This window comes from Sinorhizobium arboris LMG 14919 (assembly GCF_000427465.1).
Lineage (GTDB): Bacteria > Pseudomonadota > Alphaproteobacteria > Rhizobiales > Rhizobiaceae > Sinorhizobium > Sinorhizobium arboris.
Genome location: NZ_ATYB01000008.1, coordinates 1,453,056 through 1,471,577, shown reverse-complemented (window position 1 = coordinate 1,471,577; position 18,522 = coordinate 1,453,056). Strand labels below are relative to the sequence as shown.

The window sequence follows — 18,522 nt, the reverse complement described above, 5'->3', positions numbered from 1 at the left end:
CGGCGCCTTGCGCTGACGATTGAACAGGTTTCCCATGTTCTCCGATCCAGATTTTCTGAAGCTCATCTTCGGCCGGCTGACCCTCGATGCGATCCCCTATCACGAGCCGATCCTCGTCGTGACCTTTCTTGCCGTCGCACTCGGCGGCATCGCGCTGATCGGGCTCATCACCTATTACCGCTTCTGGGGGACGCTCTGGCGCGACTGGCTGACGAGCGTCGACCACAAGAAGATCGGCATCATGTACATCATCCTGGCGCTGGTGATGCTGCTGCGCGGGTTTTCCGACGCGATCATGATGCGCCTGCAGCAGGCGATGGCCTTCGGCGGTTCGGAAGGCTACCTGCCGCCGCATCATTATGACCAGGTCTTCACCGCACATGGCGTCATCATGATCTTGTTCATGGCGATGCCTTTCGTGACGGGGCTGATGAACTTCGTCGTGCCGCTGCAGATCGGCGCGCGCGACGTCTCCTTCCCCTTCCTCAACAATTTCAGCTTCTGGATGACGGCGGCCGGCGCGGTCATCATCATGCTGTCGCTCTTCGTCGGCGAGTTCGCGCGGACGGGATGGCTTGCCTATCCGCCGCTGTCCGGCGCGGACTACAGCCCCGGCGTGGGCGTCGACTATTATATCTGGGGCCTGCAGATAGCCGGCATCGGAACGACGCTGTCCGGCATCAATCTGATCGCCACGATCGTAAAGATGCGCGCCCCCGGCATGACTATGATGAAGATGCCGGTCTTCACCTGGACGTCGCTCTGCACCAACGTGCTGATCGTCGCCACCTTCCCGGTGCTGACCGCGACGCTGGCGCTGCTTTCGCTCGACCGCTATGCCGGCACGAACTTCTTCACCAACGATCTCGGCGGCAATCCGATGATGTATGTCAACCTCATCTGGATCTGGGGTCATCCGGAGGTCTATATCCTGATCCTGCCGGCCTTCGGCATTTTCTCGGAGGTGGTCGCGACCTTCTGCGGCAAGCGGCTCTTCGGCTATGCTTCGATGGTCTATGCGACTGTCGTCATCACCATCCTCTCCTATATCGTCTGGCTTCACCACTTCTTCACCATGGGTTCGGGTGCCAGCGTCAATGCCTTCTTCGGCATCACCACGATGATCATATCGATCCCGACCGGGGCGAAGATGTTCAACTGGCTCTTCACCATGTATCGCGGCCGCATTCGCTACGAGGTGCCTATGCTCTGGACGATCGGTTTCATGGTGACCTTCGTCCTCGGCGGCATGACGGGCGTTCTGCTCGCCGTTCCGCCGGCCGATTTCGTGCTGCACAATTCGCTGTTCCTCATCGCCCACTTCCATAACGTCATCATCGGCGGCGTGGTCTTCGGCCTGATGGCGGGCGTCGTCTACTGGTTCCCGAAGGCCTTCGGATTCAGGCTCGATCCGTTCTGGGGCAAGATGTCCTTCTGGTTCTGGCTGACGGGCTTCTATTTCGCCTTCATGCCGCTCTACGTGCTCGGCCTCATGGGTGTCACGCGTCGCGTCAGCCAGTTCGAGGATCCGTCGCTGCAGATCTGGTTCGTCATCGCCGCCTTCGGCGCCTTCCTGATCGCGCTCGGCATCCTGTCGATGCTGATCCAGCTCGTCGTCAGCTTCGTGAGGCGCGAAGAGCTGCGCGACGTGACCGGCGACCCCTGGGACGGCCGCACGCTCGAATGGTCGACCTCCTCGCCACCACCGGATTATAACTTCGCCTTCACGCCGCTCGTCCACGATCAGGATTCCTGGTGGGACATGAAGAAGCGCGGCCACAGCCGTCCGCTTACCGGCTTCAAGCCCATCCACATGCCGAAGAACACCGGCACCGGCGTCATCCTCGGGGCGATCAGCGTCGTCTTCGCCTTCGCCATGGTCTGGTACATGTGGTGGCTGGTGATCCTCTCCTTCGTCACCATGGTGGCGATCGCCATCGGCCACACCTTCAACTATGACCGAGATTTCCACATTCCCGCAAACGTCGTCGCCGACACAGAGGGCAAGCGGACTGAAGAGCTTGCCGCCGAGGTGCAAGCATGACCGAGTTCCATACCGACCGCGCGCTTGATGAGGGACAGGCGCCGACCTTCTATCTGAAGGAGGAGCATCACCCCGAAGGGAGCACGATGCTCGGCTTCTGGCTCTACCTGATGAGCGACTGCCTGATTTTCGCGGTACTCTTTGCCACCCATGCGGTTCTCGGGCGCAACTATGCCGCAGGTCCCTCGCCCGCCGATCTCTTCGACCTGCCGCTCGTCGCAGTGAACACGTCGATGCTGCTGTTCTCCTCGATCACCTATGGCTTCGCCATGCTGGCGATGGAACGCTACGAGAAGAAAGCGACGCTCGCCTGGATGGCGGTCACCGCACTCTTCGGCATCGCCTTCGTCGGGCTCGAGCTCTACGAATTCGCGCATCTGATCCATGAAGGCGCCGGACCGCAGCGCAGCGCCTTCCTCTCCTCCTTCTTCACGCTCGTCGGCACGCACGGCCTGCACGTGACCGCCGGCATTGTCTGGATGTTCGTGCTGATGGCGCAGGTCGCAAAACACGGCCTCATACCTGAAAACAAGCGCCGGCTCATGTGCCTTTCGATGTTCTGGCACTTCCTCGACGTCGTCTGGATCGGCGTCTTTTCCTTCGTCTATCTGATGGGAGTTCTCGGATGAGCACGCACGCCCCTTCGCATGAGGACGCCTTCGAGGCCCATCACGGCCACAGCCATGGGCACGACGCCGGCCACGCCACGCTGAAGAGCTACGTCACGGGTTTCGTCCTCTCCGTCATTCTCACCGCCATTCCTTTCTGGCTGGTGATGGCCGACGTGCTCGACAGCGCGATGCTCACTGCGGCGATAATCATGGCGCTCGGCGCCGTCCAGATCGTCGTCCACATGATCTTCTTCCTGCACATGAACACCCGCTCCGAGGGCGGCTGGACGATGATGGCGCTGATCTTCACGATCCTTCTCGTCGCCATCGCGCTTTCCGGCTCTCTCTGGGTCATGCATCATCTGAACGCGAACATGATGCCGATGAGCCCGGAAATGATGATGAACATGCCGTGAATTGGAACTTCGCCCCTCACCCTAACCGTCCCCCCGCTAAGCGGGGAGACGGTGGCGGCAGCCGGAGGAGGGGCGTAACCCGTTGAGTTTTTGACGGCTTCGCCATGATAGAGTCTCAAGTCGAATCCGCACCCCGACAGCCCTCCCGGCTCTCACTTGCGATCCTCAGCATCCTCGGCCTCCTGCTCATCTCGGCTTTTGCGGCGCTCGGCACGTGGCAAGTCAAGCGCCTCTCCTGGAAGCTCGACCTGATCGCCCGTGTCGAGGAGCGCGTCCACGCAGCACCCGTGCCTGTGCCGCCCCGCAACGACTGGCCAAACGTCAATGCCGCGCAAGACGAATACCGGCACGTCACTCTCCAGGGCCGCTTCCTCCACGAGAAAGAAACGCTGATCTATGCCGCAACCGAACGCGGCCCCGGCTATTGGGTCATGACGCCCCTTGCGGCTGCCGACGGGACGACCGTGCTCGTGAACCGCGGCTTCGTCCCGACGGAGAGGCGTGAGGCATCGACGCGGCGGGAAGGCCAGATCGAAGGCACAACGATCGTCACCGGCCTCATGCGCATGGACGAACCGAACGGCTCGCTCCTCCAGTCGAACAGGCCCCGGGAAAACCGCTGGTATTCGCGCGACGTGAGCGCGATCGCGGCGGTGCGGGGCCTCTCCGAGGTTGCGCCCTATTTCGTCGACGCGGATGCTGGCCTGAATCCGGGCGGGCTTCCCGTCGGCGGACTGACGCGCGTCGTCTTCCCCAACAATCACCTCTTCTATGCCCTCACCTGGTACGGTCTCGCGGCAATGACGGCGGGTATGCTGGTGATCTTGTGGAGGTCGGTCAGGAAATCGGACCCGGCGCGGCGTAACGGCCGCGCCGGCGCCGATATCAATTGACGGAATTGAGCGTCATGGACGTGCCGGCGGCTGCGACGTTGAGGCCGAGCTGGCCGGTGACGCTGACCGTCTGCAGGTGGATCGAACCGGAAGTGCCGCCGACGAGCACATTGGCGCCCACACCCGCGCCGAGGGTCGCCTCGGCGCTCGCGCCCTTGTAGATGCCGCTCAGAGAGCCGTGATGATAGCCCGCCGTCGGCGCGAATACGGCCCAGATCAAACGGCTGCGCATCGTGAAGCCGACATCCACGCCGAGCTTGCGAATTTCGCCCGTATAGCGATCCTCGATCACGTCGCCGCCCAGCGACCGGAAAGCGCATTCGACTTCCTTGGACGATCCGAGCACGTAGCCTGCGCCGCCGCCGATATCGCACTCCAGATAGCCGATCTTCACCCCGCCGCGCGCATCCTGCACCGCGGGGGGCGCCGGTTCCGGATAGGTGAGATCGGCGGCATCGGCGCCTCCAGCAGCAAGGGCGATCGAGACCGCCGAAAGCGCCATGGCGAAAGTCATTTTCATGCATCTTCTCCTTGTCGAACCGTTACGGGCAGGAATTCCGGCCAGTCGTCCGAAATAAATTCAGCGATGACAGCGCCCGCGGAAGAAGGTCCCGCGGCTATGTCTGCCACTCAGGCGGGCTCACGGTTTCGTTGCATTGAGACAATTCGGAGGCAGGTTCGGCAACAACTTACTTTTGCGAAGCGGTGTTGCCTTTCGGCCAAAGCTGGGGCGTGCGCGTTACAGCCGCGCGTCCTGGCGACGCGCAAGGGTCGCAACGGAACGAATTCGCCGCACCTGTCAGCCGCCGTTGACGAGATTGAGGATGAGTTGGTGAATATTGCCGCCGTCGCTGAGTTCGGCTTTGTCGAACTCGCGGCTTTTCTGTCTTTGCCTGCGAGAGAGCTCGCCGAGCCGCTTCGTCATCTCGGATTTGATCTTGCGGCATTCGGGATCTCCGGTGACCGTGAGGCCCACGGTTGCCGCTTCGATGCCGCTCACCATCTCCTTGATGAAATCGCCATGTACGAGCTCGTGCTTTTTCACACCTGTTATGAAGGCCTGCCAGTGCGTTTCGGTATCCGCCGGAAGGGGCCCTGCGGGCTTCGGCAGCGTGTAGGTGATGATGAGCTTCGGCAACGCCGAGGCGAGCACGCAGGCGCCGTCGCGCTCCTCATATTTCCGCCTCCAGGTAAGTTCGAAGCTCGTATGCGCAATCGCACGCCCGAGACCGCCCACCTGCGGTCCGCGTTCCCCGATGGAAGCGTAGAGCTCCGGTCCGGTCCGCCCGGTTACCGTGTAGGTTTTGACCCTTTCCACCGCCTGCCACTCCGCCCGGGCGGCCGCCGGCGCGTGCAGCAGCAAGGCCAGCAGCAAACAGATCCGACCGCTCGCTCCCAAGCTGCCCCTCCGAAAATCAGTCATCTAACGCGTGCGGAACCTAACGGGAATGAGTCCGGCTTTCAATCGTCACCATCCGCCGGCGTCACGATCTGCCTGGCTGCTCCGGCGGATCAGACGCTGCTCAACAGAAGACTGGTCTCGCTGTTGGCAACGCCGTCGATCATGCGCACCTCGCGCAAGATCCGGTCGAATTCGGAAAGGTTCGCCGCCCGGATATTGGCAACGAGATCCCAGTTGCCGTTGGTCGTATGCAGCGTATAGATCTCGGGCATGCCGCGCAGTCTGCGGATCACCTGCGTCGTCGACTTCCCCACGACTTCGATCATCATCACCGCATGGACGGTGTTGACGTCGTAATCCTCCCTGACGCGCACCGTGAAGCCGAGCAGGGTCCCCGTCTCCAGCAGGCGGTCCAGGCGGTTCTGCACCGTGCCGCGCGCCACGCCGAGCGCATCGGAAAGCTTCGAAAGCGACGCCCGGCCGTCCGCGCGAAGATGTGCGATAATCCTTCGGTCGAGATCGTCAGGCGTGTATTTCGCAATGACCGCATCGTCGGCTGCCGATCTGCTCATATGTACAATCCGGCTGACAGAATTGCTTAATTCGATGGTGGAAATAGCACATGTTTGCGCTTTCGACCAGCGGGCGCGTTCGCTACCCTGTTTGGGAAACCAGAAACAGCGAGTCCAGCGCCGCGAAGAGGAAACCCCTATGCTCTCTCTGCTTCCGTCAGCCAAGGCCATGGTGCCCTTCGTCAGTGTCGACAACATGATGCGGCTCGTCCATCACCTCGGCATCGAGACGGTTCTGGCGGAACTCACGGATGCGATCGAGGCCGATTTCCGCCGATGGGAGAGTTTCGACAAGACCCCCCGCGTCGCCAGCCACTCGCGCGAGGGCGTGATCGAACTGATGCCGACCTCCGACGGCAGGGTCTACAGCTTCAAATACGTCAACGGTCATCCGAAGAACATCACCGAAGGGCTGCAGACCGTGACTGCATTCGGGCTTCTCGCCGAGGTTTCGACCGGTTATCCGGTGCTGCTGACGGAGATGACCATCCTGACGGCCCTCAGGACCGCAGCGACCTCGGCAATGGCTGCGCGCCATCTGGCACCGAAGGGGGCGCGCACGATGGCGATGATCGGCAACGGCGCCCAGGCAGAGTTCCAGGCGCTGGCGATGAAGGCGGTCTGCGGCATCGACACCGTGCGCCTCTACGACATCGATCCCCGGGCGACCGGGAAAGCCGCCCGCAACCTCGAGGGGTCGGGTCTCAGAATCATATCCTGCCGGTCCGCGCAGGAGGCGATCGAAGGCGCAGACGTCATCACCACCTGCACTGCCGACAAGCAGTTTGCCACGATCCTGACCGACAACATGGTAGGGACCGGCGTCCACATCAATGCGATCGGCGGCGACTGCCCGGGCAAGACGGAACTGCACCGTGACATCCTCGAGCGCTCGGATGTCTTCGTCGAATATCCGCCGCAGACCCGCGTCGAGGGCGAGATCCAGCAGATGGCGCCGGACTTTCCGGTGACCGAACTCTGGAAGGTCGTCACCGGCGAGGTGCAGGGCCGGCGCGACGCGCGCCAGATCACCCTGTTCGACAGCGTCGGCTTCGCGATCGAAGATTTTTCGGCGCTCCGCTACGTGCGCGACCGTCTATCCGGCACCGATTTCTATCAGGATCTCGACATGATCGCCGATCCCGACGACCCGCGCGACCTGTTCGGCATGCTGCTGCGGTCCAGATAAGCACGCCGCCGTCACACGGGGCTCATCGGCCCCGCAGGCGCAATATCGCCTTGCGAGCCTCTGCGGCAAGGGGATGGCCGGGGTGGCGGCGGATAAAGCGCTCATACGCTTCCCCGGTATTTTCCGCCTTTACGGCCTCGAATTCCGCTCGCACGGCTCGTTCGTAGTCGGGGGGCTTTTGCATTTCCGTTCCGCTCGCCTCCGTCGCGCCGGACGGCAGAGCCGGAGACATCGCCAGGAAGGTTAAGGCAAGCAGCTGCGCCGTTCTGCGAAGTTCCACGAACCGACTCCGGATTTATCGTTCCGCTTATTTTTGTATAAGCCTTGCCTGTGATAGCAACTGAACTGTTGTCTCAAAAATCACGCGAAACGTAAATGAGCGGTACCGGCAAGTCACTTAAATTCGTCAAAGCAACCGGCAACATCGTCGCCGATACGCTATTCACCGGCTACGCCTGGTCGGGAACGATTACCTATTCTTTCCCGAAGTGGAGCGGAAGCTACGCCTATGGCTGGGAAAAATACTGGGGCTTTGCTTCCGTCTCGACGGCTCAGACGAAAGCCGCATTGTTCGCCATGGAGCAGTCCTTCGGTTCGTCCGCCGATGACGGCTTTTCCGTCGAAGGCTTCACGAATGCCGTCTTCAAGCAGGGCAGCGCCGGCACCGCCACCATCCGCCTGGCCCAGACGGCGCTGGCGGAGACCGCCTATGCCTATTTCCCCGAGGCCAGTGCCGCCGGCGGAGACGTCTGGTTCGGTACGGCCTTCGCCGGCACGGCGGACGATCTTCGCAAGCCGGTGGCCGGCAATTACGCATGGCAGACCCACCTGCACGAAATCGGCCATGCGCTCGGCCTGAAGCACAGCCACGAAGTGGACGGCTACGGTGCCGCGCCCGCCAAATACGACTCGATCGAATATTCGGTTATGTCCTACAGAAGTTTTGTCGGCGACGCCGTCGGGGGCTCGTACACCTACGAACAGTTCGGCGCGCCGCAGACCTTCATGATGGCCGACATCGCCGCGCTGCAGGCAATCTACGGCGCCGATTTCACGACCAATGGCGGCAACACCGTCTATAAATGGACTCCCGGCAGCGGCGTCACTTTCGTCAATGGCGCGGCCGCCATCACGCCGGGCGACAACCGCATTTTCGCCACCATATGGGACGGCGGCGGCAACGACACCTACGACCTCAGCGCCTATAAAACTGCGCTCAAGATCGATCTGAGGCCGGGCAAGGCTTCGACCTTCAGCATCGACCAGCTCGCCTGGCTCGGCGGCGGCCCGAACGACGGGTTTTCCAGCGGCAATGTCTTCAATGCGCTGCTTTTCCGCGGCGACGCGCGCTCGTTGATCGAAAACGTCAAGGGGGGCTCGGCCGGGGACTCGATCATGGGAAATCAGGCGGCGAACACGCTTTGGGGCTACGGCGGCGGCGACCTGCTGAACGGCGACGCCGGCAACGACGTCCTCTATGGCGGCGCCGGTTCCGACCGGCTCTATGGCGGGATAGGCAACGACAAACTCTTCGGCGAAGCCGGCAACGACCTGCTCTATGCCGGCTCGGGTGCGGACCGCCTGACCGGGGGCAGCGGAGCCGACCGAATCGTGTTCAAGGCGCTTTCGGATACGACCGTCGCGCGCTCCGGGCGCGATACCATTTTCGATTTCACGGCGAAGGCCGACAGGATCGACCTCGCCACGATAGATGCCAATACCTCGCTTGCCGGCGACCAGGCGTTTGCCTTCGTCGGCACCGCCGCTTTCAGCGGGAAGAAGGGCGAACTGCGCTATAGCAGGGAAGCCTCCGACACCTATGTCTACGGCGACGTCAACGGCGACAGGAAGGCGGACTTCGCGATACATCTCGACGATGCCGTGACCATGCAGAAAGGCTATTTCATACTGTAGCCGCCGGCGCATGCATCCCTTCCGTTCGGCAATTCCTAAGGGGGGCATAAAGAACAGGAGCAATTTCAAGTTGCGCGAATTTGAGGCGTGACTTGGATCGAGGAAAGTGCTGTGATCCCGCATCACTCACTGCCTGGTCCCGGTTGGCCAGCATCGCTTCGAGGGAGCATTGCATGCGCGTTTGGAGAATTCTGGCCGCGGCCCTTTCATGCGGGGTGGTCGCGACGACCGGCCTTATGGTGGCAACGGCACATGCGCAGCAGCCCCCTCCGGCCGTCACGGTGGCGCCGGCCGAGATCATGGACCTGCGCGAGAGCGTCGATCTGACCGGCAAGGTCGTTGCGGTGCAGAAGGTCGACATTCGCGCCCGTGTGTCCGGCTTCCTCGAAAAGGTCAATTTCGAGGATGGGCAGAACGTCTCGGCCGGAGCCTTGCTTTACCAGGTGGAAGACGGCGCCTATCGCGCCGCGCTGCAGGAAATCGAGGGTTCGATCGCTGCAGCGGAGGCTCAGCGCGACCTCGCCGTGCTGGAGCGTGACCGGGCCCAGCGCCTCATTGCCACCAACACGGTTGCCCAGGCGACGCTCGACACCGCGAATGCGCAGCTGAAAAAGGCCGAAGCCGATATCCTGCGCCTCAAGGGCAGCAGACAGAACGCCGAACTCAATCTTTCCTACACGAAGATCATCGCGCCCTTCGACGGCGTGGTCGGCCTGACCACGGTCGACGTCGGCGCCCTCGTCACACCGGACAGCGGGCCGCTCGTGACGCTGACGCGTCTCGATCCGATCTATGTCGAGTTTCCCGTCGCGACGTCCCTTTATTTCTCCTATCGCGAGCGCGTCGAAAAGGGTGAGATCTCCGGCGGCGCCCATGTCAGCATCACGCTTCCTAACGGCACCGATTACCCGCAGCAAGGCACGATAGACTTCGTCGCAAGCACCGTCTCGCAAGGCACCGACACCGTTACGGTCCGCGCCGAGTTTCCCAATCCCGGCGGGATCCTTCTCGACGGCACGCTCGTCCGGATCATTCTGCAACAGTCCGATCCGCAGGACGTGCTGGCCGTACCGCAACAGGCGGTTCAGCGCGACCAGCAGGGCGCCTTCGTCATGGTGGTCGACGCCAATTCCAAGGTGGAACTTCGTCGCGTCGAGGTAAGCCGCTCCAGCCGCGGCCAAGCCGTCGTAGCCAAGGGGCTGAAGGAGGGCGAGAACGTCATAACGGAGGGCGTGGGCAAGGTGCGGCCGGGAATCGTGGTTGACGCCGTAGCCGCAACGACCACGGGTGGCTGAGCCGATGATCTCCGAAATCTTCATCGATCGCCCGCGCTTTGCCGCGGTCATTTCCATCGTGCTCACGCTCGCGGGCCTGATCGCCCTGACGAGGCTGCCGGTCGCGCAGTTTCCCGACATCGTCCCGCCGCAGGTCAGCGTGACGGCAAGCTATCCGGGCGCAGGCGCGGACGTGGTCGAGGCGACGGTCGCTCAACCGATCGAGAGCAAGGTCGTCGGCGTCGACAACATGCTCTACATGAAATCGACCAGCGGCGCCGACGGGACTTACTCGCTGACGGTTACCTTTGCGGTCGGCACCGACCCGGACATCGCCACGGTCAATGTGCAGAACCGCGTCGCGCTTGCCGAACCCGTACTGCCGGCCGAAGTGAAGCAGAGTGGCGTGAGTGTCCAGAAGAAATCCTCTTCGCTGATGCAGGTGATCGCCATTCATGGCGAGAATGACGAGTTCGACAATCTGTTTCTCTCGAACTACGCGACGATCAACGTGCTCGACACGATAAAGCGCGTACCGGGAGTCGGCGATGCAGCGCTGTTCGGCGCTCAGGACTATTCGATGCGGATCGTCCTGGACATCGACCGCCTGACCAATCTCGGGCTGACGCCGACGGACGTGATCAACGCCCTGAAGACGCAGAACGTCCAGGCTGCGATCGGCCGCGTCGGCGCACAGCCGATGACGGACGACCCGCTTTTCCAGTTGAACATCCAGACCCAGGGCCGGCTGACGGATCCCGCTCAATTCGAGAACGTCGTTCTGAGAGCCGAGGCGGACGGCTCCTTCGTTCGCATTCGCGACGTCGCGCGCGTCGAGCTGGGTTCGGTGAGCTCGGACTCCGTCGCCCGCATCAACGGCAAGCCGGTGGCAATGATCGGCACCTATCAGGCGCCGGGCGCCAATGCGCTCGCCGCCACGGAGGGCGTACAACAGGCGATGGACCGCCTCGCCGCGGCATTCCCCGAGGGCCTCACCTACACCATCTCCTACGATACATCCGATTTCGTGCAGGCGAGTGTGGAGAACGTCGAGCACACGCTGTTCGAGGCCTTCGCGCTCGTCATCATCGTCGTCTTCCTCTTCCTCGGCAACTGGCGTGCCACGCTCATTCCGCTGATCGCCGTCCCGGTCGCCCTCGTCGGCACCTTCGCCGTCATACTGGCGATGGGCTTTTCGCTGAACACGGTTTCGCTTCTGGCGCTGGTGCTCGCGATCGGCATCGTCGTCGACGATGCCATCGTGGTGGTGGAAAACGTCGAGCGGGTGATGGAGGAAAACCCCGGCATGAACGCGGCGCAGGCGGCGCGTCTCGCAATGGGCGAAATCACCGGGGCGATCGTCGCGATCACGCTCGTCCTTCTTTCGGTCTTCGTGCCGGTCGCCTTCATTCCGGGCCTGAGCGGACAGCTCTTCCAGCAATTCGCCGTCGCCGTTTCGGTATCGATGGTCATATCGGCGATCAACGCGTTGACCCTCAGCCCGGCGCTTTGCGCAATCCTCCTGAAACCGCATCACGGCCCAAAGCGCGGCATCCTCGGCTGGATCTCGCGCGGCATCGATCGCACCCGCAACGGCTATGCCCATGTCGCCGGAGGCATCGCGCGCAGAGCCGTTATCGGCGTCATCCTTCTCGCCATAGCGATCGGCGCCAGCGGCTGGCTGTTCCGGATCGTTCCCACCGGCTTCCTGCCGAGCGAGGACCAGGGTGCTTTCTTCACCGAAATCCGACTTCCGGAAGGCGCCTCCTTCAACCGGACGGACGCCGTGGTGCGCGAGGTCGAAACCATGCTCGGCGGCATCGAGGGCGTGGCGAACGTCACCACCGTGACCGGCTACAGTTTCCTGGACGGCATCGCCAAATCGAGCAGCGCCTTCGCCATTGTCACGATGAAGCCCTTCGCCGAACGCCAGGCCGAATCCGCCTCGGTCAACACCGCGATCGGCACCGTGATGGCCAAGGGCGCGGCCATCCGAAATGCCCAGATCTTCGCCTTCAACCTGCCGCCGATCATCGGTCTCGGCACGGGCTCGGGCTTCGAATATCAGCTGCTTGACCTGCAGGGCCGATCACCGGCGGAGCTTGCCGCGACGGCGGGCGGGCTGATGGTGGCGGCCAATCAGAACCCAGAGCTCGGGCCGACCTTCAGCACCTATTCGGCGAGTTCGCCGCAGCTCTATCTCGATCTCGACCGCGATCGTCTGCAGGCGCTCGGAGTCTCCGTAAGCGATCTTTTCGCGACCCTGCAGGGCACGCTCGGATCCTATTACGTCAACGACTTCAATCTTTTCGGCCGGAGCTGGAGAGTCACGATGCAGGCGGCCGAGGCGGACCGGGATGCGGTCGATGACATCTCCCGGCTGCATGTACGCAACGCTTCGGGCGAGATGGTGCCCGTAGCCTCGGTCGCGCGCGTGGACTACATCGTTGGGCCGCAGTCGATCGTGCGCTACAACAATTACCGCTCGATCACACTCAACGGACAGCCGGCGCCCGGCGTCTCCTCGGGCGAGGCGCTGGCAGCAATGGAACAGGTCTCCGCCGCGACGCTGCCGCCGGGCTACAGCTTCGAGTGGACGGGAACGGCGCTGCAGGAGCTCGAGGCCGCCGGTCAGACGACGGTGATCCTGGCATTGGCCGTGCTCTTTGCCTATCTCTTCCTCGTGGCGCTTTACGAAAGCTGGACGATCCCGATACCGGTTCTGCTTTCGGTGTCCGTCGGCGTCGCCGGCGCGCTCGTCGCTGTGCTGATCGCCGGTCTCTCCTTCGACATCTATGCCCAGATCGGCCTCGTCGTATTGATCGCGCTCGCGTCCAAGAACGCGATCCTGATCGTCGAATTCGCAAAATTCCAGCGGGAAAGAGGCGTCCCCATCGCCGATGCCGCGGTCGAGGGCGCGCGCACCCGTTTCCGCGCGGTGATGATGACGAGCTTCGCCTTCATCGTCGGGCTGATCCCGCTCGTCACGGCCGAGGGCGCCGGCATGCTCAGCCGCCGCGCGGTCGGCACGGGCGTCGCCGGCGGCATGCTCGCGGCTTCGCTCCTCGGGATCTTCATCATTCCGGCGCTCTATGTCGTTTTCCAGTGGCTGCGCGAGCGGGGCCACAAGCTCGCCGGTCTGTCGCCGCACGCGGCCGGCGAGGCGCCGCATGCCGCAGCGAAGAGCCCCGAAAGTCTCGAGCCCGCCGGCGACGAGCGGGCACAACCCGTCGGACAAGATCGGAACCTCCCCGGCTGAACCTACATCTCCACAAGAAAATAGGGGGTCGGTCCGTAGGGCGTGTCGTTCGAGAGACGGAAGGCAACGCGTCCGCTGCCGCTGTCGACCGGCGGATAGACGGTGCCGTCGAGGCCGACCGGCGACACGCTCCACTTGGCAGCGGTTCGCGACAGTTCGAGATCGACATAGCCCTTTCGGATTCTCACCGGCAGCGCGCCGAAATCTTCGATCACTTTCTCTTCGCTGTCGCGAAAGACCATGCCGGTGTTCTGCGCATCGGTTGCAAAGATCAAGAGCAGGCGCCGGCTTTCCGAAAGAGTGCCGTCAGCATCGACGGCCGAAAGCGCCACGAGCCCGTTCCCGTCCGCCCTTCGGATGCGCATGAAACCGAGATCGATCGGTTCGCGCAGAGAGGAGAAGGCGGCAGCTTCCGTGGCGGGCGTCGAGACGCGGAGCTGTCCCGCCCGGCGATCGAGAACAATCTGTCCTGTATCGCTCTCGTATAATCCGTTTGCGATGTCCGTGCGGTTTTCAGCCGCAACCGCACCTTCACCGCGGAGTGCAGCAAGGATCGTTTCGGCGGTCTGGTCACGTGGTTGCGCGACACCGGTTTCCCCATCGAAGCTGTCTATGGAACGCACGCCGATGCGCCCGACAAGCGCCAGATCCGTCAGCCGTTCCGGCTCGCGGGCCTGTATGTCCTCTCCGAGATCCGCCTCTCCACGAACGGCGAAGGGGATTGTGATCGCAGAGGTCGCAACATCGCCGCGCCGGAAGACGAGTGCGCCGAGCGTCTCGCCGGCGCGTGCCACGGGGTCGAGCGCGATTGCGTAGGGGAGCATCGCCCTCTTGTGCGCAAAGGGTTCGCCATAGGCGAGTACGATCGGTCCGTGGCCGTGGCGGCAAAGTACGTCCCAGCCCTGGAGCGCGGCGTAAGCCGGCATCGCCAGCCCCGCCTCGTAACGATAGCGGTTCCAGAAGAGATGATCGTATTCGCTGACGATGAAAGGCTTTCCAAGCCACCGCGCTGCGGCGATCATGCGCATGTAGTTGGCGCCGTCGGCAAGCGAACTCGCCTGCGTCAGCGCGCTGCCCGGCGAATAGCCGCCGACCCAATCGTGATAGGTGTTCATCGTCACGGCGTCGAGATCACGCCGGCTAAGCGCGGTCTGCACCGTCGGCCAATTGTTGTAGGTGCTGATCAGCCCGCGATAGCCGAGATCGCGCAAAACCTTGCTCATGCGCGCGGCGGAGGCGCGCTCGATCTCGACGAAGAAGGCCTGAAGATCGCGCATCCGCGGACCATCGGCGTAGCGGTTGGCCGGAAGCTTCACCGAACCCGCTTCGAGCCGCTCGTCGCCGCCGAGATCCCCCCAGACACGTGCGAGCGCTTCCGTCGATCCGTAGCGCGCCGAAAGCCAGCGGTTGAACGGATCCGCCAGCGCCTCGTCATAGGCCGGCCTGTCGGGCCGCTCATGCACGACGCTGTCGAATTCGACGCCGTTTTCATTGGCAAGAATTACGAGTGCGAGCGCGTCGTCGTGGAGGGTTGCGGTCCCCGTATAGGGATTGACGCTCGCGAGGAACTTCTCCTGCAGCTTGCGCCAGTGCGCAAAGGCATCTTCGTCGAGATGCAGCCGGAGCTTGAGATCGCCGCTTGCATCCCATCGGTCGTCGTGGCCGCCATAGGCGCCGCGCGGAGACGAGAGCCCGTCAATGATCCAATAGATTCCGTTGCGCTTCAGCGCCGCCAGCAGATAATGGATCCGATCCAGCGTCTCCGGATCGAAATCGAAATCCTTCTGCCTGCCGAACATCAGGCTCGCATCGACAAAATGCAGCCGGGCGATATTGTATCCGTGCATCGCAAGCTGGCGTGCGTAGCGGTCGGCGCTGCCATGGTCCGGGAAGCCACCCGAAGCCGGGCTCCAGGCGAGCGACGCGCATAGCATTCTGACCGGCTGTTCCGGCGCCCCGGCAAAGGCCAGCCGGCCATCCGGACCTGCAACGAGGCGACGATCCGCATCGATCGAAGCGTTCGGCAGAAGGGACGAGAAATCAAGCGGACTGCCGGTGCGGACTTCCAGCGAGACCTCGCGAACCGGCACCCATTCGGACGCACTTGCGGCCGGGGCAAGCCACGTGCAAAGCAACGCCGCGACGAGCGATCGTCTCCTCATGCGGTTTTTCCGAGGGCCGGTTCCCCTGGAGAAGATTTCCCGAGAGGAGGTTTTCCGAGGATCGTGCTTTCGATCGGCTCGGCAGGCAGCCGCCGGCTTCGCAGGAATCCAACAGGAAGGGCGGCCGCATGGAAGAACCAGGCGACGACCGTATAGAGGCCCATGCTGAGGCCGCCCTTTCGGAAGCTGACCGCGAGAACGGCGACGGCGAAACTCGCGCAGACGGCGGCGAGGGCCAGGAGCGTATCAGGCACCAGCAGGATCAGGCCGAGGCAGGCCAGCCACCAGAGATAGACGAGAGCCCAGAGCTTCAGCTCCGGCAGTTCCTGCAGGAGCTGAAAGAAATATGGCTTGCCGAGAGAAGCGCGCAGGAGCTCGCCGATCCCATAGAGATATTTGGTCTTCCAGCGGCGAACGAGCAGCCGGTAGGAATTTTCCGTATGGCCGAAGTGCTGGACGAAACGGCGGTCGAGCCGGTAAAGTCCCCAGCCGGCACTTCTGAGGCGAATGCCGAGATCGAATTCCTCGTAGCCGTGCAGGTTCCGATCGGAGAGGTAGCCGACGTCTTCGATGGCACTGCGCCTGTAGAGCCCGCCGCCATTCATGCGATCGATCGGACCCGTCCGGTTCTCGGGCGCATTGCGGCTGACGCGGCGCGCGAATTCGAGATTCGAGATATGCATCTCCTCCACATGTCCGGTAACCCCCGCCATGGTCCGATGGTCGGCCAGGAAGCGGACGGCGTCTCTGAGGAAGGCAGCGTCGAGCAGCATGTCGCCGTCGATGAGACAAACGTAATCATGGCGGGAATGCTGGAAGCCGAGCTGCGGGCCGATGCCGCAGCTCGGTCGCGCGGGCGGGGCGATCTGGGCGATGACGACGGGGTATCGCGAGGCGATATCGACCGTGCGGTCGGAGGAGCCGCTATCGGCGATGATAACCTCGCCGCCCGTGTGCGTGAGTGCTGCAAGCGCGCTCTCGATCGTCGCGGCAATCCGTTTCTCTTCATTCAATGTCTTGATGATGATGGATACGGTCAAGAGGGCCTCCGGAATCGCGTGGCGAATGTCTACCCGCGGTGATTTGCGCTTTGGCTTGTGCCTGCGGGTCCAGGCTGAAATCGTTGCCAAAGGCGGATAAGCAGCCAGCCGGTGGCGACGCCGCAGCTGGCACCGGCCATTTTGACCGAAAGGTCGATCAACCGCGCATGGCGGTCGGCGGCAAGCATCTGGGTGAGTTCCAACCCGCCCGCCGCCGCGAGCATGGCCGCCAGAACGGCGAGCACGTGTCTTGGATAGGCGAGCGCGAACATGAGACCCGTAAGGCCGAATGCGCCGAACCGTTCGAGCTGCACCGAACCGCCCATGTGCGGGCGCAGGTCGAGCGGAGTGAGCGTGGAGTAGGCGATGATGCCAAGAAGCGACCACGCGAGGACGGAGGCGCCGCGCCTGAGATTCATTTTGTCACCGCCCGATAGACTTCAAGCGTTTTCAGCGCCACGCTCGACCAGCTATAGGCAGCCTCGACGCGCGCGGTTTGCGCCAGCGCTTCCTGTTCGTCGGGGGGACTGGCGATCTTTTCGGCGATGGCGGACGCAAGGGCATCGATATTGCCCAGAGGAAAATAGTCGCCGGCGGGCAGGCCGAGCTGCCGGTTGGCCACGATGTCGCTTGCCAGGACCGGGAGACCATAGGCCATCGCCTCCAGAAGCGCGATCGGCATACCTTCGTGGCTCGACGGCAGGACGAAGAGCGCAGCATTGGCGAAGAGTTCCGCAAGGCGGTCGCCGGTCTGGAACCCTGTCAGGACGACGCCCGGCACGCGGCTCGCGAGCGTCCTTACTTCCTCCTCGTAAGCGTTTACGAATTCCGCCCCACCCGCGAGTACGAGATCGAATCCGCAATTTTCGAGCTTTGCATATGCCCGGATAAGATCAATCTGCCGCTTTTCCGGAACCAGGCGCGCCGCAAGCAGGATATAACGCCGCCGCGTCAGACCGAATTCGCCGAGAATACCGGTTGCCTGGTCACAGCGCGAAACCGCGACACCATTCGGCACCAGAGCAACCGGCACGCGATAGCGTTCGCCCATCGTCTCGACGATCTCCCTGGAGATCGCTATCCGGCCTTGAGCGAGCCGCATGCCCATGCGTTCGCCGGTTCGCAACATGCTCTTGGCAAAGCCACCCCATTTCTGCCGATCGTAGTCGTAGCCATGGTGGGTGACGACGACGTTGAGGCGCATCAGCCGGGCGAGCGGCACCAGGAGCGCCGGGCCGACGGCATGGATGTGCAGGATATCCGGGCGCCGCAGCGCCGCGATGCATACGCCCAGAAAGGTGTGGACGATAGCCTCGAGCGCCATCATACGCGGAGACCAGAGGGGAGTGACCCGGATTCCATTCCAGAAATGCGGCGCGCGACCCGGAAGATAGCGCCGGCGCCCGACGACTTCGACTTCCCAGCCATGCGCGGTCAGCCGGCCTGCGAGCATCTCCACGTGCTTTTCGACGCCGCCCTGTACGTTCGGAATGCCACGAAGCCCGAGCATCATGACCCGGCGGCGGTCGGCTGGCATTTCACGACAAAAGCCCGCAGGCACACTTGCCGTTGCGCCGCTCGACGTTGCCGAGGCGTTCGGCCCTGCCGAAGGACGATCTCGGGAAATTCCCGATCTTCTGCTCATGGTGTTGCGCCCCAGCGATAACCCAGTTCGCATCTTTTACGAGCAGAGCACCTACCATCCCGGTAAGAAGGTCATTAAAATCGTAGAGATCTGACCGATAA

17 protein-coding genes are annotated in these 18,522 nt (G+C 62.9%); 9 read left to right on the top strand and 8 right to left on the bottom strand.

Annotated features, from left to right (window positions below):
* Positions 1 to 34 precede the first annotated feature (34 nt).
* From cyoB to SINAR_RS0107455, 4 genes are all read left to right on the top strand, one after another.
* Positions 35 to 2,044 carry a cytochrome o ubiquinol oxidase subunit I gene (cyoB, locus tag SINAR_RS0107470; RefSeq protein ID WP_027998518.1) on the top strand — a complete coding sequence of 670 codons (2,010 nt, stop codon included), beginning with the start codon at positions 35 to 37 and terminating at the stop codon, positions 2,042 to 2,044.
* Positions 2,041 to 2,673, top strand: a complete 633-nt coding sequence (gene cyoC, locus SINAR_RS0107465) for a cytochrome o ubiquinol oxidase subunit III (protein WP_027998517.1) — start codon at positions 2,041 to 2,043, stop codon at positions 2,671 to 2,673. The genes cyoB and cyoC overlap by 4 nt, the downstream gene beginning before the upstream one ends.
* A complete protein-coding gene (gene cyoD / locus SINAR_RS0107460; RefSeq protein WP_027998516.1) occupies positions 2,670 to 3,071 on the top strand; it encodes a cytochrome o ubiquinol oxidase subunit IV in 402 nt (133 codons plus the stop codon). The genes cyoC and cyoD overlap by 4 nt, the downstream gene beginning before the upstream one ends.
* A gap of 104 nt (positions 3,072 to 3,175) precedes the next feature.
* Positions 3,176 to 3,964: an SURF1 family protein gene (locus SINAR_RS0107455; RefSeq protein ID WP_027998515.1), complete on the top strand. Its 789-nt coding sequence runs from the start codon at positions 3,176 to 3,178 to the stop codon at positions 3,962 to 3,964.
* Here SINAR_RS0107455 and SINAR_RS0107450 read toward each other — a convergent pair.
* From SINAR_RS0107450 to SINAR_RS0107440, 3 genes are all read right to left on the bottom strand, one after another.
* Positions 3,957 to 4,484, bottom strand: coding sequence for a DUF992 domain-containing protein (locus SINAR_RS0107450; RefSeq protein WP_027998514.1), 528 nt, complete (start codon positions 4,482 to 4,484; stop codon positions 3,957 to 3,959). The two genes, SINAR_RS0107455 and SINAR_RS0107450, sit on opposite strands and share 8 nt — an antisense overlap.
* A gap of 279 nt (positions 4,485 to 4,763) precedes the next feature.
* Positions 4,764 to 5,387 carry a DUF922 domain-containing Zn-dependent protease gene (locus SINAR_RS0107445; protein ID WP_027998513.1) on the bottom strand — a complete coding sequence of 208 codons (624 nt, stop codon included), beginning with the start codon at positions 5,385 to 5,387 and terminating at the stop codon, positions 4,764 to 4,766.
* Between the two features lie 89 nt (positions 5,388 to 5,476).
* Entirely contained in the window at positions 5,477 to 5,938 is a 462-nt protein-coding gene (locus SINAR_RS0107440; protein WP_027998512.1) for an Lrp/AsnC family transcriptional regulator, read from the bottom strand.
* 139 nt (positions 5,939 to 6,077) lie between these two features.
* Here SINAR_RS0107440 and ocd point away from each other — a divergent pair, with 139 nt between their 5' ends.
* Positions 6,078 to 7,127, top strand: a complete 1,050-nt coding sequence (ocd, locus tag SINAR_RS0107435) for an ornithine cyclodeaminase (protein WP_027998511.1) — start codon at positions 6,078 to 6,080, stop codon at positions 7,125 to 7,127.
* A gap of 22 nt (positions 7,128 to 7,149) precedes the next feature.
* Here the strand turns inward: ocd and SINAR_RS0107430 are convergent, their stop codons facing one another.
* On the bottom strand, positions 7,150 to 7,407 hold the full coding sequence (locus SINAR_RS0107430; RefSeq protein WP_033057042.1) for a hypothetical protein: 258 nt from the start codon (positions 7,405 to 7,407) through the stop codon (positions 7,150 to 7,152).
* A 95-nt stretch (positions 7,408 to 7,502) separates the two neighbouring features.
* Here SINAR_RS0107430 and SINAR_RS0107425 point away from each other — a divergent pair, with 95 nt between their 5' ends.
* The 3 genes from SINAR_RS0107425 (at position 7,503) to SINAR_RS0107415 (ending at position 13,574) form a co-directional block, all read left to right on the top strand.
* Positions 7,503 to 9,041, top strand: a complete 1,539-nt coding sequence (locus SINAR_RS0107425) for a M10 family metallopeptidase C-terminal domain-containing protein (protein ID WP_027998509.1) — start codon at positions 7,503 to 7,505, stop codon at positions 9,039 to 9,041.
* 173 nt (positions 9,042 to 9,214) lie between these two features.
* Complete coding sequence (locus SINAR_RS0107420) at positions 9,215 to 10,336, top strand: efflux RND transporter periplasmic adaptor subunit (RefSeq protein WP_027998508.1); 1,122 nt, start codon at positions 9,215 to 9,217, stop codon at positions 10,334 to 10,336.
* A 4-nt stretch (positions 10,337 to 10,340) separates the two neighbouring features.
* Positions 10,341 to 13,574, top strand: coding sequence for an efflux RND transporter permease subunit (locus tag SINAR_RS0107415; RefSeq protein ID WP_027998507.1), 3,234 nt, complete (start codon positions 10,341 to 10,343; stop codon positions 13,572 to 13,574).
* Between the two features lie 2 nt (positions 13,575 to 13,576).
* Here the strand turns inward: SINAR_RS0107415 and SINAR_RS0107410 are convergent, their stop codons facing one another.
* The 4 genes from SINAR_RS0107410 to SINAR_RS0107395 are packed head-to-tail and all read right to left on the bottom strand — an operon-like array spanning position 13,577 to position 18,313.
* The gene (locus tag SINAR_RS0107410) at positions 13,577 to 15,736 is read right to left on the bottom strand and encodes a hypothetical protein (RefSeq protein WP_027998506.1); all 2,160 of its coding nucleotides are present in this window, start codon (positions 15,734 to 15,736) and stop codon (positions 13,577 to 13,579) included.
* The gene (locus tag SINAR_RS0107405) at positions 15,733 to 16,776 is read right to left on the bottom strand and encodes a glycosyltransferase family 2 protein (protein WP_027998505.1); all 1,044 of its coding nucleotides are present in this window, start codon (positions 16,774 to 16,776) and stop codon (positions 15,733 to 15,735) included. Before SINAR_RS0107405 ends, SINAR_RS0107410 begins: the two co-directional genes overlap by 4 nt.
* Before the next feature lie 29 nt (positions 16,777 to 16,805).
* Positions 16,806 to 17,195, bottom strand: coding sequence for a hypothetical protein (locus SINAR_RS0107400; protein WP_027998504.1), 390 nt, complete (start codon positions 17,193 to 17,195; stop codon positions 16,806 to 16,808).
* A complete protein-coding gene (locus tag SINAR_RS0107395) occupies positions 17,192 to 18,313 on the bottom strand; it encodes a glycosyltransferase family 4 protein (protein ID WP_033057040.1) in 1,122 nt (373 codons plus the stop codon). The genes SINAR_RS0107400 and SINAR_RS0107395 overlap by 4 nt, the downstream gene beginning before the upstream one ends.
* Here SINAR_RS0107395 and SINAR_RS1000000137690 point away from each other — a divergent pair.
* Positions 18,288 to 18,515, top strand: a complete 228-nt coding sequence (locus SINAR_RS1000000137690; protein ID WP_033057039.1) for a hypothetical protein — start codon at positions 18,288 to 18,290, stop codon at positions 18,513 to 18,515. The genes SINAR_RS0107395 and SINAR_RS1000000137690 overlap by 26 nt on opposite strands.
* Positions 18,516 to 18,522: the final 7 nt, after the last annotated feature.

Bases quoted from the DNA above. Each gene is read 5' to 3' on its own strand.
- SINAR_RS0107415 (WP_027998507.1), top strand. From the start codon at position 10,341: ATGATCTCCGAAATCTTCATCGATCGCCCGCGCTTTGCCGCGGTCATT.
- SINAR_RS0107400 (WP_027998504.1), bottom strand. From the start codon at position 17,195: ATGAATCTCAGGCGCGGCGCCTCCGTCCTCGCGTGGTCGCTTCTTGGC.
- SINAR_RS0107410 (WP_027998506.1), bottom strand. From the start codon at position 15,736: ATGAGGAGACGATCGCTCGTCGCGGCGTTGCTTTGCACGTGGCTTGCC.
- SINAR_RS0107445 (WP_027998513.1), bottom strand. From the start codon at position 5,387: ATGACTGATTTTCGGAGGGGCAGCTTGGGAGCGAGCGGTCGGATCTGT.
- SINAR_RS0107455 (WP_027998515.1), top strand. From the start codon at position 3,176: ATGATAGAGTCTCAAGTCGAATCCGCACCCCGACAGCCCTCCCGGCTC.
- SINAR_RS0107450 (WP_027998514.1), bottom strand. From the start codon at position 4,484: ATGAAAATGACTTTCGCCATGGCGCTTTCGGCGGTCTCGATCGCCCTT.
- SINAR_RS0107420 (WP_027998508.1), top strand. From the start codon at position 9,215: ATGCGCGTTTGGAGAATTCTGGCCGCGGCCCTTTCATGCGGGGTGGTC.
- SINAR_RS0107395 (WP_033057040.1), bottom strand. From the start codon at position 18,313: ATGCCAGCCGACCGCCGCCGGGTCATGATGCTCGGGCTTCGTGGCATT.
- SINAR_RS0107425 (WP_027998509.1), top strand. From the start codon at position 7,503: ATGAGCGGTACCGGCAAGTCACTTAAATTCGTCAAAGCAACCGGCAAC.
- SINAR_RS1000000137690 (WP_033057039.1), top strand. From the start codon at position 18,288: ATGACCCGGCGGCGGTCGGCTGGCATTTCACGACAAAAGCCCGCAGGC.
- cyoC (WP_027998517.1), top strand. From the start codon at position 2,041: ATGACCGAGTTCCATACCGACCGCGCGCTTGATGAGGGACAGGCGCCG.
- cyoD (WP_027998516.1), top strand. From the start codon at position 2,670: ATGAGCACGCACGCCCCTTCGCATGAGGACGCCTTCGAGGCCCATCAC.
- ocd (WP_027998511.1), top strand. From the start codon at position 6,078: ATGCTCTCTCTGCTTCCGTCAGCCAAGGCCATGGTGCCCTTCGTCAGT.
- SINAR_RS0107440 (WP_027998512.1), bottom strand. From the start codon at position 5,938: ATGAGCAGATCGGCAGCCGACGATGCGGTCATTGCGAAATACACGCCT.
- cyoB (WP_027998518.1), top strand. From the start codon at position 35: ATGTTCTCCGATCCAGATTTTCTGAAGCTCATCTTCGGCCGGCTGACC.